Below are 13,914 nucleotides of genomic sequence, written 5' to 3' on the forward strand. Positions count from 1 at the left end.
GGTTGCAACCGGTGTGACGTCGCCCGTGGGGCGAGAAATGGCAAGCGATTGATTATACAGGCTCTATCGACCGAATGGATGCTCAAAGGTTCGCCAGGGCCTCACGCACGAACTCGGGCGGGGTCAGGGCGCCCTGGTGCACGCCGGCGTTGTAGTAGCGGGTTGGGAAGGCTTTGGCCTCGGCATCGGCGCGGCGGAAGGCATCGAGCGGCAGGCCCTTGCTCGCCAGGGTGCAGGTGATCGAGCCGCCGGGATAGACCGGCTGCGGGAACAGCAGGCTGCGGCGCTCAAGGAAGCCGGCCTGGATCATCGCGCGGTGGTAATTCTGCAGAATGTCCATGTGGTAGAAGGGCGACTCGCTCTGGCCCACCATGATCCCGTTCGGTTTGAGCACGCGGTAGCAGTCGGCAATGAAGGCCCGGCCGAACAGGCCCTCGCCCGGGCCTACCGGATCGGTGGAATCGACGATGATGATGTCCACCGAGGCCGTCGGGGCCTCGCGCATGAACTTGATGCCATCGTCGAAACGCAGGTCGGCGCGTGGGTCGCCGTTGGCGTCGCACAGCTCGGGGAACCACTTCTCCGCCATGCGGGTGACCTGCTCGTCGATGTCGATCTGCGTCACCCGCGCCACCCCGGGGTGCTTGAGCACCTCGCGCAGGGTGCCGCAGTCGCCACCGCCGATGATCACCACCTCCTTCGGGTCGGGGTGGGTGAACAGGGCAGGGTGGCTCATCATCTCGTGGTAGACGAAGTTCTCCAGGCTGGTGAGCATGAAGGCGTCGTCGATCACCAGCAGGTTGCCCCAGTGCTCGGTTTCGTACACGGCAATCTTCTGGAATGGGCTCTGCACCTCGTCCAGCTTGCGCGTGACCTTGAGGCTGAAGGCCGCGCCCATGTGCGGGACGATTTCACTGATCCACGAGTGGTCGAGGGACATTGGAGAGGCTCCTGGTCTGAAGGCTGGTCGCCATGTTGCCACCCACCCTCGGTCGGCTTCAACGCTGACGGGCCGGTGGGGGAGCATTCACCCGACCCCATCCCTTATGCCACAATGGCGGGTTCGCGCCCTCCCGCGGCCATGCCTGTGGGCATGACCGCTCGGGTGTGGGCAGCAGTCGCCGTCGAGCGATGCATCGGCTGTCCTCCCGGGGGCCTGGCGCGCCATCCCGAGCATCGAGCCTTACCTTAATTCAGCCCAAGCACGCTACCCATGAATCGAAAATTTCCTGTCCGCTCCCTTGTTACCAGCGTTGTCCTGTCAGCCCTCGCCCCGCTTGCGGTCTTCGCCATGCTCCCGGTCGAGTCGGTTGGCGCGGTCGACTACCTCCTGGTCTTCGTGGTGTTCCTGATCGCTACCCTGCTCACCGCCCTGGCCGGCGGGGTGTGGAGCGAGCTGCTCGCCACGCGCCGCGCACCCCGCTCCTCGCTCGGCGTGCAGTCTTCGGCGGATATCGGCAAGGAGGAGATGGGCACGGTGAAGTGGTTCGATGCCAGCAAGGGCTATGGCTTCATCCTGCGTGACGCGGGTCCGGAAATCTTCGTCCACTACCGCTCCATCCTGGGCGAGGGCCATCGTGTGCTGTACGAGGGCCAGCGGGTGAAGTTCGTCATTGCCCAGGGCCGCAAGGGCCTGCAGGCGGAAGAAGTGGACGTGATCGCCGCCTGAGCTTGGGCCTTACTCCCTGCCTGGCATGATCGGCTGGTCCGGCAGCATGCGCAGGCAGGGGACCTTGGCCTCGAGAATGGTCTGACGCAGCGCCTCGACCGCCTCCGGACGGGGAAAGCTCTTGCGCCAGGCCAGCACCACCCGCCGCATCGGGACGGGCTCGCGGAATGCGCGATACACCAGCCGTCCCCCCTCCATGTCGTTCTGTGCCGACGAGCATGGCAGCACCGTTACCCCCAGGCCCGACGCCACCATGTGGCGGATCGTCTCCAGCGAACTGCCCTCCAGGGTGCGTTGCAGGCCGCCGATCGCCGCGCTGCGGTTGCAGTCCGGACACATCTGCAAGACCTGGTCACGGAAGCAGTGGCCCTGGCCGAGCATCAAAAGCTCCCCTTCCGCCAGCCGCTCCGGCGGCAGGATGGCCATCTCCCTCCATGGGTGTTCCGGCGGCATGGCCACCACAAACGGTTCATCGTACACCGCCTGAGTGACCACCCCGGGTTCGGAAAAGGGGAGGGAGACGACGATCACGTCCAGTTCACCAAAGCGCAGGCGTTCCGCCAGCTCAGACGTGAAGCCCTCTTCGATCAGGAGCGGCATCTGCGGAGCACGGACATGCAGCGCGGGGATGAGGTGGGGCAAAAGGTAGGGGCCAATGGTGTAGATCAGGCCGAGGCGCAACGGGCCGTTGAGCGGGTCCTGGCTATGTCTGGCCACCTGCTTGAGCCGTTCCACCTCCTCCAGCACCCGCTGCGCCTGGGCGACGATGCGCTCGCCCGCGGTGGTCAGCCTCACCTCGCTCTTCGGTCCGCGCTCGAAGATCTGCACGCCAAGCGCCTCCTCCAGCTTGCGCACGCCCACGCTGAGGGTGGGCTGGCTGACGAAACAGCTCTCGGCCGCCCGGCTGAAATGCCGCTCGCGGGCCACGGCGACGATGTAACGGAGTTCGGTGAGGGTCATGCGGCTTTGATTCGGAAGGGCAAGCGGGCTAGAATCGAGCGCCCAGGCGGGTGTAGTTCAATGGTAGAACGGCGGCTTCCCAAGCCTCAAGCGTGGGTTCGATTCCCATCACCCGCTCCAGTTTCCTGATCCCTGGCCCATGACCGCCCACGCATGAGCGACTTCATCATCGTTGGGGCGGGCGCCATCGGCATGCTGACGGCCCTCGCTCTGCGTCAGCGCGGCTATGCCGTGACCCTCATCGACCGACAGCAGGCAGGCCGCGAGTCCTCGTGGGCCGGCGGTGGCATCCTCTCGCCACTCTACCCATGGCGTTATGCCGATCCCGTCAATGCGCTCGCCCGACGCTCGCAGGCGCTCTATCCTGACCTGGTCGCCTCCCTGATCGAGACGACGGGCATGGATCCCGAGCATGTGCAAAGTGGCCTGCTCATGCTTGACGGCGCCGAGGGTGATGAGGCGCTGGTTTGGTCACGCCGCACCGGCACGCCGGTCGAGCGGGTGGGGAGGGATGAAATCGCGGCCATCCAACCGGGGCTGGCCGGTGTCACCGAGCCCGGCTGGTGGATGCCGCAGGTGGCGCAGGTCCGCAACCCGCGCCTGGTGCGTGCCCTGCGCGCGGCGGTGGAGCTGAGCGGCATCCGTCTGGTCGAGGGCGCCCCGGTGGAGCGGCTGGAGCTGACCGGCGGGCGCGTGCAGGGGGTGCGGGCCGCGGGGAGGACCATGCCGGCCGATGCCGTCGTCCTTGCTGCCGGGGCCTGGAGCGGTGACCTCTCCGGGTTGCTTCCCCGTCCGCCGCAGGTCCAGCCGGTGCGCGGTCAGATGCTGGTGCTGAACGCGCCGGGCAGTCGCCTTGCGCGCATCGTGATGCGCGGCGGTCGCTACCTCATCCCCCGCCGCGACGGCCGGATCGTGGTCGGCAGTACGGTCGAGCAGGCCGGCTTCGAGAAGCGGGCCACCCCCGAGGCGCGGGAGTCATTGCACCGCTTCGCGCTCGAACTGCTTCCGGAGCTGCGCGAGGCACCGATCGAGCACCACTGGGCAGGTCTCCGGCCGGGCGTGCCGGCTGGCATCCCCTACATCGGCCCGCATCCTGCAGCCGAGGGACTGTTCCTGCATACCGGCCACTTCCGCAACGGCCTGGTCATGGGGCCAGCCTCCACCGAGCTTCTGGTCCAACTGGTCGAAGGCGAGATACCCTCCTTCGATCCCGCCCCCTACGCCCTCGATGCCCCTCGTCCCGGCGAGTTGCATTGAGGCCAGCGCGCCACGTGCGCTAGAATCCCGGGCCAGTGCCGCAATAGCTCAGTTGGTAGAGCAACTGATTCGTAATCAGTAGGTCGACGGTTCGATTCCGCCTTGCGGCACCACCCACACGAAGGGCCTGCAGAAATGCAGGCCTTTTTACTTTCGCGCATGCGCATCGGCCCCGTCGCGCTCGTCGTCATGCCCACTCCCCGATGATCCCCACCGAGGGTAGACCACGCGCGGACGCTCGTGCCTCGCCCCTGCCTATACTCGGATCGTTGTGGCAACGCCCCATCGGCACGGGAGGATCAGGTGCAGCTGCATATCGGCACGTCTGGCTGGGCCTACCCGCACTGGCAGGGGCCGTTCTATCCGCTCGACCTGCGAGAGCCCGCGTGGCTCGCCTTCTACGCCAGACATTTCGGCAGCGTGGAGATCAACCGCAGCTTCTACCGCCTGCCCACACGGGAGAACTTCACCGCCTGGCGGGACGCCACGCCCGAGGGCTTCGTCTTCGCCGTGAAGGCCAGCCGTTTCATCACCCACTTCAAGAAGCTGAAGGCCCCGGAGCAGACCCTGCCACCCCTGCTGGCGGCCATCGAAGGGCTGGGGGAGAGGCTCGGACCGCTGCTGTTCCAGCTGCCTCCCCGTTGGCATGCCGATCCCGGGCGTCTGCGGACCTTCCTCATGGCTTTGCCGGCAGGGCTGCATGCGGCCTTCGAGCTGCGTGACCCGAGCTGGTACACGCGGGATGTCCTCGCGCTGCTGGCTGAGTTCAACGCCGCTTTCTGCGTGCACGACATCGGCGGCTTCCAGAGTCCGCGCGTGACCACCGCCGACTTCGTCTACCTGCGTCTGCATGGCCCCGGCGCGCCCTACTGTGGGCGTTACGACCGGCGGACATTGGCTGATTGGGCCGAGTGGCTCGGGCGCCAGGAGGCCAGGGCGGCCTATGTCTACTTCGACAATGACGAGGCAGCCCATGCGGTACGCAATGCCTTGGAACTGAAGGAGATGCTTGGATGAGCCCGCTCGAGATCGATGGCAGTTTCGGCGAGGGTGGCGGGCAGCTAAGCCGTTATGCCATGGCCCTGGCGGCGATCACCGGGCGGCCGATCATCCTCAGGAACATCCGCGCCCGCCGCCCCCGGCCCGGTCTCATGGCCCAGCACCTCACCGCCATGCGGGCCGTGGCCGAGGTATGCGGTGGGGCGCTGGAGGGTGCGGAGCTCGGGGCGGCGGAGGTCTGCTTCCAGCCGGGACGGATCCGCGGCGGCGACTACCGTTTCGAGGTGGGCACTGCGGGCAGCATCGTGTTGGTCCTGCAGGCCCTGCTGCCCGTCGTCTTGCATGCCGACGGCCCCTGCAGGCTCGTCGTCAGCGGCGGCACCGACGTGAGGATGGCGCCGCCGGTGGACTACCTGCGTCAGGTCTTCCTGCCCTGGCTTGCGCGCATGGGAGCCAGGGTGAGCATCGACTCGGTCCGGCACGGTTACTACCCCAGGGGCGGGGGTGAGGTCAGCCTGACGCTCATGCCCTGCGGACCGTTGAGCCCCCTGGTCGCGGCATCGCCCGGTGCGCTGCGGTCCCTCCGGGGCGTGGCCCACGTGTCCCGGTTGCCACGGCACATCCCCGAGCGCATGGCCGGGGCGGCGCGCGCCAGCCTGGCCGGATTCGGTCCCGTCGAGATCGACATCCAGGTCCTGTCTGAGGTCGAGGCCTGCGGCACTGGAGGTGCGATGGTACTCGTGGCCGAGACCGAGCACAGCCTGCTCGGGGCGGCGGTGGTAGCCGAGCGCGGCGTGACGGCCGAGAGGCTGGGAGAGGAGGCGGGCCGCGCCTTGCGGGCGGAGCTTGCGGCCGGCGCCGTGCTGGACATCCATGCCGTCGACCAGCTTCTCATCTACGCGGCGCAGGCGTGGGGGGATTCCAGCTTCACGGTGCGGGAGATCAGCCTGCATGCGCGCACGGTCATGTGGCTCATCGCACAGTTCCTGCCGGTGGAGTTCAGGGTGGAGGCGCAGGGCCACCTGCAGCGGGTCGAGGTTGTGCACGGAGGAGATCCCCGCCTGCCGCTGCGGGCGGGATGGGCTACAACAAGGAGGGAAGCCCCTCCAGGCAGGGAGAGTCCTCCATGAACGCTTCCGTCATCCTGCGGCCCCTCGTGTGCTGCCTGGCCTGCGCGGCCATGGTGGCCTGTAGCGCGGACCCGGAGGGGCGTGCGAAGGGGCTCTCGGGCCAGGTGCCTGCCGGCTGTGCGGAAGGTGGGGCAGTGTCGTCTGTCAGGCTCGAAAGGGTGTTCGCGGCCATCCCCCTCGACGAGCCTCTGGCCATGCTGCAGGCGCCAGGTGATGCCGGCCACTGGTACGTGGTGGAGAAGGCAGGCCGGGTACTGCGGATCGACAACCGCCCCGATGCGGCGGCAAGCGAGGTGTTCGCGGACATCCGCCCGCGCGTGCAGGCCCGCTACAGCGAGTCGGGCCTGCTTGGCATGGCCTTCCATCCGGATTTCGCCCACAACGGACAGGTCTTCCTCTCCTACACCACTCACGGTACGCCACTCGTGTCGCGCGTCTCGCGCTTCCTCAGCCGCGACGGCGGACGGACGCTGGATGCAGGCACCGAGACCGTCCTGCTCGAGGTCCAGCAGCCCTACGCCAACCACAACGGTGGGCAGATCGCCTTCGGTCCGGACGGCTTCCTCTACATCGGTCTAGGCGACGGCGGCGCGGCGAGCGACCCACGGGGCCACGGCCAGAACGTCGGCACCTTGCTCGGTGCCATGCTGCGCATCGACGTGGACAAGGGGGCGCCCTATGCCATCCCGCCCGACAACCCCTTCGCCGAGGCCAGTGCAGAGGGCGGCGGGCGGCCGGAGATCTACGCCTGGGGCCTGCGCAACCCCTGGCGCTGGAGTTTCGACCGCGTCAGCGGCGAGCTGTGGGCGGGCGACGTGGGGCAGGACGCGTGGGAGGAGATCGACAAGATCGTCCGCGGCGGCAACTACGGCTGGGCCATCCGTGAGGGGGCGCACTGTTACGGCACCGAGCGCTGCCGCACCAAGGGGCTGATCGATCCGGTCGCAGAGTACGGCCACGGTGAGGGCTGCTCCGTCACCGGCGGCTATGTTTACCGCGGCAAGGCCATTCCCGCCCTCCAGGGGGCCTACCTCTACGGCGACTTCTGCAGCGGCCGCATCTGGGCCCTCTGCCAGGGCAAGGGCTTGCCCCGGTTGCTGATGAACAGCGGTCTGAATATCTCATCCTTTGCCGAGGGGATGGATGGCGAGCTGTACGTGCTGCATTTCAGCAGCCAAGGGGCGATCTACCGGCTGGTCACCGCCCCCTGATGGGGGCGCGCCGAGCTCAAACCCAACCCCGCTTCTTCAGCCCATCCTTGATGTAGGCATACAGGATCGGGCTTATCACCAGCCCTGGGATGCCTGCGATGCGCTCCATGGCCAGCATGGCGATGAGGATCTCCCAGGCTCGGGCGCGGATGTGGCCACCGACGATGCGGGCGTTGAGGAAGTATTCGACCTTGTGCACGATCACGAGGAAGGCCAGCGAGCTGGCGGCCACCATCACCGAGTGAGAGAGGCTGATGATGGTGATGACGGTGTTGCTGACCAGGTTGCCGACGATGGGAATGAAGCCCATGACGAAGGTGACCAGCACCATGGTCTTGACCAGTGGCAGGTGAACACCTGCCAGGGGCAGGGCGACCAGCAGGTAGAGGCCGGTGAGGGTGGTATTGACCGTGGTGATCCAGGCCTGGGCGGTGATGATGCGGCGAAAGGCGAGGCTGAAGGCGCTGACTTCCTGCAAGAGCGCCCGTGCCAGTGGGCGCAAGGCTTGAGGGTCCGTGGCTTCGGTGTGGAGGGAGATCATTGCGCCGATGATGAGACCGATGAGGATGTGCACCAGGCCATAACCCAGGGCGCCGCCGGCGGAGCCCACCTCGGCGGCATGGCTGCGTAGCCAATCGACGGCATGCTGTTTGAGCGCCTCCGTATCCGGCGGCAGCCATGGTTCGGCCCAGGCGGGCAGGGCCGCCTTGGTGTCGTCGAGGATGCGGGCCATTTGCTTCATCAGCCCCTCCACGCCTTCCTGGCCCGTGCCATGCATGAGTTTGAGCAGGGCGAGGGCCCCCAGAGTGAGCAGGGTCAGCACGACGGCGGAGACGAGCAGGATGGCCACCACCCGCGCAAGATGCGAGGAGAAGGTGGGGCTGATCAGCCGTTTGGCAATGGCATGCACCAGCTGGTGCATGAGCAGGCCCGCGAGCAGGGCGGGCAGCAGGTGCTGCTTCACTGCAAAGAACACCGCGGCCACCGCCAGAGCGAAGGCCAGCCAGTGCATCCAGGTGGGCGCAGTGGTCGAGGGCGGGAGGGTCGTGGGGAGACTGGGCATGTTCAGGTTCGAGAGCTGCTGTGGTCTTCCCCTCTCCCCCAGCCCCTCCCCCCTGAGGGGGGAGGGGAGTACGACGGACGAAGGGGCCAAGTCATAGGCGTGGGCTTGGTCCGCTTAGGCATGGCCAAGCATGACCGCGGCGGTGAGCATCCAGCCCGCCGAGCCGGTGTACCAGGTCCAGCCGCCGCGGCCGTTGTGCGGGGCCACGCCGTACACGTCGGCGGCGATCACGTAGGGTTCGGTCATGTAACGCTCGGCTCCCGTGGGGGTGGCCGTGTGGCGGATGGGGCTGAGCATCGTCAGCAGGTCCAGCGCCTTGTCCGGGTGGCCGGCCTGGGCAAAGGCCATCACCGCCCACAGGGCGGCGTGGGTGTACTGCCCGCCGTTCTCGCGTACGCCGGCGACGTAGCCCTTGATGTAGCCGGGGTCGTGCGGCGTCTTGTCGAAGGCGGGGGTGAGCAGGCGGATGATGCCGACCTCGCGGTCGATGAGGTGCTGTTCCATGGCGCGAATGACTCGTTCGAAGCGCGGTGTGTCACCCTCACCCCCATCCCTTGATCCCTCCTCTCCGTCCCTTCCGGCCTCCCTGCCGGAAGCCCCTTCGGGGTTCGGCCGTCGAGAGCTCCCCTCAAGGGAGAGGGGGGCAAAAGCTACGCCGCTGAGGATGGCCCAGGCCTGGGCGAGGGTGTCGATCTGGCACTCATCGGAGGCTTTGGAGCCGAGCACGGCGCCGTTGTCGTACCAGGCGCGGCGGTACCATTCGCCATCCCAGCCTTCCGTGTTCAGCGCCTCCAGCAGTTTGGCGCGATGGGCGCGGTATTTTTCCGCCCGGGCCAGGTCGCGGCGCGCCTCGCACAGGGGGATGAAGTCGCCGAGGATGGCGTAGAGGAACATGCCCACCCACACGCTCTCGCCCTTGCCGAGCCGTCCGACGCGGTTCATGCCGTCGTTCCAGTCGCCGGTGCCCATCAGGGGCAGCCCGTGGACGCCGACCTTGAGCGAACGGTCGAGGGCGCGGCAGCAGTGCTCGTACACATCACCCTGCGTGCCTGAGTCCTCCGGCACCATGAAGCGTTCATCCTCCCCTTCCTCCAAAAGCGGGCCGGTCAGATACCGTGCCGGCTCGTCGAGGATGGCCCTCTCCCCGGTGTGCTGGATGTATTTGGCGGTGGCGTAGGGCAGCCAGAGCAGATCATCCGAGAAGCGGGTGCGGATGCCGCGGCTGGTGCCATCCGGGAAGGGGTGCCACCAGTGCAGCACATCGCCCTCGACGAACTGGTTGGCGGCGTTGAGCAGGATCTGGCGGCGGGTGATCCCGGCATCGTGACGGATCAGGTTGAGCGCGTCCTGCAACTGGTCGCGGAAGCCAAACGCCCCGCCGGACTGGTAGTAGGCCGTGCGAGCCCAGATCCGGCAGACCAGGGTCTGGTAGGGCAGCCAGTGATTGACCAGGATGTCCACCTCCGGCTTGCCGGTGTGGACGCGGGCCTTGGCGGTGAAGTCCTTCCAGAAGGCCTGGACCTCGGCCAGAAGCTGCTCGATGGCTCCGGGCTGGCGCAGCCGGCGCAAAAGCCCCGAGAGCCCTGCGGCATCGCGCGTCTCGCCAAGGACGAAGGTCAGGGTGCGTTCATCGCCCGGCGCCAGGGTGAGGCAGGCCTGCAGGGCGGCGCAGTCCAGCCCCTTGCCGGTGCGTCCATCGAGGGTCAGCGCGGTTTCCACGGCCAGCGGGCGGGCGGGGCTGCGGCCCTGGCCGATGACGTGACTGCGGTCGGCGCTGTAGTGCACGGCATCGGCGGGGGCGAGCAGCGCGGCATAGGCCACGCCTTCGGCGAAGGCCCCGGCGCTCGGGTTGCGGGCGATCAGGGCGTGCGCGTCGAGATCCCAGGCGGTTTCGAGGTGCTGGGCGGTACCCTTCGGGTCCACGCCGAGCACCAGCCGGTGGTAGTTGAACACCGACAGCTGGCGCGTGCGGTCGGAGAGGTTACGAAGCTTGATGCTGACGATCCGGCAGGTCTCATGCAGGGGCACGAACACGGTGGTGTGCTGCTCCAGCTCCTGGCTGGTGTGAGCAAAGCGGGTGTAACCGAGGCCGTGGCGCACCTCGTAATCCCCCGCGCCGGGCACCGGGCCGGGGGTAGGCGACCAGTACAGCCCGGCGTCTTCGTCGCGCAGGTAGAAGGCCTCCCCGTGCGGGTCGATGACCGGGTCGTTGAACCAGGGGGTCAGGCGGTGCTCGCGGCTGTTCTGGGCGAAACTGTGGATGGCGCCGCTCTCGCTGACGATGCAGCCGGCGTTGTGGGCGTTGGCGAGTACATTGGACCAGGGCAGCGGGGGGCGTTTGAGAGTGCCATCAGCCTCACGCGGCAGGCGGATGACGTACTCGGAGCCGTCGGCGTTGAAGCCACCGTAGCCGTTTTCGAACTGCAACAGCTCGGCGCTGTGGTGCGGGGGCAAGGTGCAGGCGCCCTCCTGGGAGGCCGGGCGGGCCAGAGAAGGCAAGACGGGGGTGCGGTTCAGCGCCACATCGGCGAGCAGGCTGGCGCCCACGGGGGCTTCGAGGAGGGCGAGCGCGGCCTCGCGCGTATCCGCCACGCCGAGCACGAACAGGGCCTGGCCCTCCTGCCCCGGGGCGAGCTCAAGCACGGTGCGCAGGGCCAGGCAGGGGTCGAGGACATTGCCTGCGGTGCCCGAGAGGGCTTGAGCCAGCATCGCCTGCGGTGCAGCCAGCGTCCGGCCGCGGCCGATAAAGCGCATGCGGTCGGTCTCGAACTCGGTGGCCTGCGCCCCAAGCAGGCCATGCACCAGCCAGGGGAAGCGCTCATCCGCGCCGCGCGGGCGGCGGCGGGCCAAGAGCGCCCCGTGCGCCATGACCGCCTCGGTCTGCACGAACAGCTTGGCGAAGGCCGGGTGGCCGGCATCGGCCGCGGGATGGTGGATTACCGGTTCGAGGTAGGAGGTCAGCTCGATCCGGCGCGCGCGATCCCCGAGGTTCTTCAGGCTGACCCGACGCAGTTCGCGGTCGCCGTCCACCCACACGGTCATGCGCGCCTCGAGGCCGTGGCTGCGCTTGGCAAAGCAGGCGAAGCCGTCCGCAAAGGCATGGCCGGCCTCCACGCCCTCCCCATCCGGCACCGGCTGGCGGCCGATCGACCAGAAGGCCCCACTCTCCGCATCGCGCAGGTAGATGAAGAAGCCGAGGTCATCCTCGAGCGTATCGCCATGCCAGCGGTTGAGCTGCAGCTCGCCGCGCCGTGCCTCGCCCGCGCCCGAGGGCGTCAACAGCAGGCGGTAGGTGTCGCTGGCTAGGGTGTGGGGGGCAGACATCATGGGGACCTCGGGACGGACGGGGATGGGGGCGCGTGCCGGATGAGCACCACGGCCGGAACAGCGCTTAGCTTAATCGCTGGGCCCGCCGGCCGGAATGGCTGGCCGTCCACGCTGAACACCCGGTCGGCCAGGGCGGGCAACTCCAGCACCACCCCGCCGGCCGGCGTGCGTAGCGTACCGCCGAGGCGGAGGCGCAGGGTCCCGGCCTCGGGGTGGTCGATGTCCAGGTCGAGCCGACCGAAGGGGGTGGACAGTTCATGGACGCGCAGACCCTCGGGGGCGTCGAGCCAGGCGGCGGGCAGGCCGGCACCGATGACCAGCGCCTGGTCGGCCTCGCGGACGTGGGCGATCAGGCTCAGCACGGCGCGGATGAACTCGCCGGCCACCCAGCCATGCGGCATGTCGCCGATGTAGTCCGGCCGGCGCGGATCGGCCCAGACCACCTCCGGCCAGGCGTTCCAGCCGCGGGGGCGGCGGTCGGCCAGCAGCAGCCGTAGCAACGTCCAGGCCTCCTCGCGCCGCCCGATCCGGGCCAGGGCCTCGACGTTGCGCCACTCGTAGGGGGTGTAGCCGGGCCAACGGGGGGAGCCCGCGGCGCGCTCGCGCACCATGGCAAGGTACGCATCGAAGGTCAGGCGCAGGGCCTCCTGCGGCAGCAGGCCGTCCTCCTGGGTGGGGCTGAGGACGATGGCGGTGGAGGTCGGGTCGAAGTCGCCCAGGTCCGCCGAGGCGGGGAGGGTGGTCAGGCCCTTGTCCTGCATGGTCTGGCGGATGGAGGCCACCACGTCCTCGCGCATGGCCGCGTGCGCGCGCCGGTAGCGTTCGGCGGCGGCGTCATCGCCCAGGCGCTCCGCCAGCCAGGCGGCATCCTTCAGGCCGCGCAGGGCAAAGAAGTCGTCCCAGTAGGAGTGCACCGGGTTCTGCAAATAGCCTTCGTGGCTGGCGGAATCAGGCAGCAGGCCGCGGAAGCGGCGTCGCTCCGGGGCCTCGAAGGCCGGGCCCAGGCGCTCGGCGCGCAGGGCCAGGAGGTGCCCGGCGGCGCGCTGTGCGGCCGGCCACAGCGCGCGGGCGAGGGCGAGGTCCTCGGTATGGCGCACGGTCTCGGCCAGCAGAAAGATGAACTCGCCATGGCTGTCGTGCTCGACCGTGGGGTCGGGACCAAGGGCGTCGATGCAGCAGGGGATGCCGCCCTCCTCCTGCTGGAATCCTGTGTACCAGCGCACGAAGTCGCGGGCCCGCTCCGCATGGCCGAGTTGCAGCAGGGCATGGGCCATCAGCGCGCCGTCGCGGATCCAGGCCCGGGCATAGCCGCGCGAGCCGGGGCGGATCAGCGGGCGGGGCGAGTGGATCAGCAGGTAGGCGAGACTGGTGCGCAAGGCGGCGGCGAGGTCCTCGCCCTCCGCGGTCGGCAGGTGCAGCATCACGCGCCCGGTCTGTTCGCGCCAGAGCATGCGCTGTTCAAGGCGCAGGCGCTCGAACAGCGCGGCGGGGGCCGCGCGCAGGGCGGCAGGTGCCGGGGCCCCCTCGAAGGGGAAGGCCAGGATCGTCTCGCGCACCTCGCCCGGGGCGAGGACAAGGGGCCAGCGCCAGGCGCCGGCCACCCCTGGCCCCGCATCCGGGCTGAAGCCCCCCGGCGGGGTGAGGGCGAGGATGCGCCGCTCGTCGTTGATCAGGAGGGCGTCCTCTGTGTGGACGAGGCGGTGGATGGGAGCGGCCCCACCGTTCACCGCCAGCCGCAGCCAGGGGGGATAGACCTGCAGCGGACGCAGGGCCAGTTCCAGGGTGGCGGCGTGGGGTTCCGTCCCCAGGTTGCGCAGGCGGTAGCGTGCCAGCAGCAGGGGGCAGCCGCCGACCTCGCCCGCCACGGCGTCGATGTCGAGCCGCATCTCGTCGATGCGCCAGGTCACGCTCGGCAGGGGGAGATCGCCTTCGAGGAGCTGCTGCGTGGTACGCACGTCCGCCCAACCGATCCGCCGTCCATCGAGGTGGAGGAAGGGTTCGATCGACGGGCCGCCGGGCCAGGGCTCCAGCAGGCCGTCCTCGCTCAGCAGGGCGGCGTGGGGGCTGTCCGGTGCGCCGATCACCGTCCAGTAGGCCTGCTCGCCATGAAAGGCGCGGGGAAAGCTGCCGCGCGGCAGGCTGGCGGCCTGCTCCAGCAGGGTCTGGGTCAGGGCGGGCTGGTCGGGGGATTGCGCAAACACAGGCTGCATGGGCGCTCCCATCAGGCCAAGGGCCAGGAGTAACCGGGCGGTGCAGTGCAGGGATCGGTCCATGGCCTGCGTCGGGTCGTCCATGGGG

At 68.8% G+C, this 13,914-nt stretch carries 10 protein-coding genes and 2 tRNA genes; 7 read left to right on the forward strand and 5 right to left on the reverse strand.

Features of this window, described 5'->3' with window-relative positions; all coding sequences use genetic code 11:
• Positions 1-82: 82 nt before the first annotated feature.
• Positions 83-940, reverse strand: a complete 858-nt coding sequence (speE, locus tag V6D91_RS06365; protein ID WP_347318824.1) for a polyamine aminopropyltransferase — start codon at positions 938-940, stop codon at positions 83-85.
• Between the two features lie 513 nt (positions 941-1,453).
• Between speE and V6D91_RS06370 the strand changes: the two genes are divergently transcribed.
• Positions 1,454-1,669: a cold shock domain-containing protein gene (locus tag V6D91_RS06370; protein WP_347318937.1), complete on the forward strand. Its 216-nt coding sequence runs from the start codon at positions 1,454-1,456 to the stop codon at positions 1,667-1,669.
• A gap of 9 nt (positions 1,670-1,678) precedes the next feature.
• On the opposite strand, the gene V6D91_RS06375 is transcribed toward V6D91_RS06370, so the two are convergent.
• Complete coding sequence (locus V6D91_RS06375) at positions 1,679-2,629, reverse strand: hydrogen peroxide-inducible genes activator (RefSeq protein WP_347318826.1); 951 nt, start codon at positions 2,627-2,629, stop codon at positions 1,679-1,681.
• A 46-nt stretch (positions 2,630-2,675) separates the two neighbouring features.
• Between V6D91_RS06375 and V6D91_RS06380 the strand changes: the two genes are divergently transcribed.
• The 6 genes from V6D91_RS06380 to V6D91_RS06405 all read left to right on the forward strand — a co-directional run bounded on the left by V6D91_RS06380 (position 2,676) and on the right by V6D91_RS06405 (position 7,226).
• Positions 2,676-2,749, forward strand: a tRNA-Gly gene (locus V6D91_RS06380).
• A gap of 33 nt (positions 2,750-2,782) precedes the next feature.
• Positions 2,783-3,886, forward strand: a complete 1,104-nt coding sequence (gene thiO, locus V6D91_RS06385) for a glycine oxidase ThiO (RefSeq protein ID WP_347318828.1) — start codon at positions 2,783-2,785, stop codon at positions 3,884-3,886.
• Positions 3,887-3,923: 37 nt separating this feature from the next.
• Positions 3,924-3,999, forward strand: a tRNA-Thr gene (locus V6D91_RS06390).
• Positions 4,000-4,189: 190 nt separating this feature from the next.
• Positions 4,190-4,903, forward strand: coding sequence for a DUF72 domain-containing protein (locus V6D91_RS06395; RefSeq protein ID WP_347318830.1), 714 nt, complete (start codon positions 4,190-4,192; stop codon positions 4,901-4,903).
• Positions 4,900-6,015 carry an RNA 3'-terminal phosphate cyclase gene (gene rtcA / locus V6D91_RS06400; protein ID WP_347318831.1) on the forward strand — a complete coding sequence of 372 codons (1,116 nt, stop codon included), beginning with the start codon at positions 4,900-4,902 and terminating at the stop codon, positions 6,013-6,015. Before V6D91_RS06395 ends, rtcA begins: the two co-directional genes overlap by 4 nt.
• On the forward strand, positions 6,012-7,226 hold the full coding sequence (locus V6D91_RS06405) for a PQQ-dependent sugar dehydrogenase (protein WP_347318834.1): 1,215 nt from the start codon (positions 6,012-6,014) through the stop codon (positions 7,224-7,226). The genes rtcA and V6D91_RS06405 overlap by 4 nt, the downstream gene beginning before the upstream one ends.
• 16 nt (positions 7,227-7,242) lie before the next feature.
• Here the strand turns inward: V6D91_RS06405 and V6D91_RS06410 are convergent, their stop codons facing one another.
• From V6D91_RS06410 to V6D91_RS06420, 3 genes are all read right to left on the reverse strand, one after another.
• Positions 7,243-8,289 carry an AI-2E family transporter gene (locus V6D91_RS06410; protein WP_347318836.1) on the reverse strand — a complete coding sequence of 349 codons (1,047 nt, stop codon included), beginning with the start codon at positions 8,287-8,289 and terminating at the stop codon, positions 7,243-7,245.
• A gap of 114 nt (positions 8,290-8,403) precedes the next feature.
• A complete protein-coding gene (locus tag V6D91_RS06415; protein ID WP_347318838.1) occupies positions 8,404-11,616 on the reverse strand; it encodes a glycosyl transferase in 3,213 nt (1,070 codons plus the stop codon).
• Positions 11,613-13,910 carry a hypothetical protein gene (locus V6D91_RS06420; RefSeq protein WP_347318840.1) on the reverse strand — a complete coding sequence of 766 codons (2,298 nt, stop codon included), beginning with the start codon at positions 13,908-13,910 and terminating at the stop codon, positions 11,613-11,615. The genes V6D91_RS06415 and V6D91_RS06420 overlap by 4 nt, the downstream gene beginning before the upstream one ends.
• Positions 13,911-13,914 lie beyond the last annotated feature (4 nt).

Origin of the sequence: Thiofaba sp. EF100 (genome assembly GCF_039822285.1) — a bacterium.
Classification (GTDB): domain Bacteria; phylum Pseudomonadota; class Gammaproteobacteria; order Halothiobacillales; family Halothiobacillaceae; genus Thiofaba.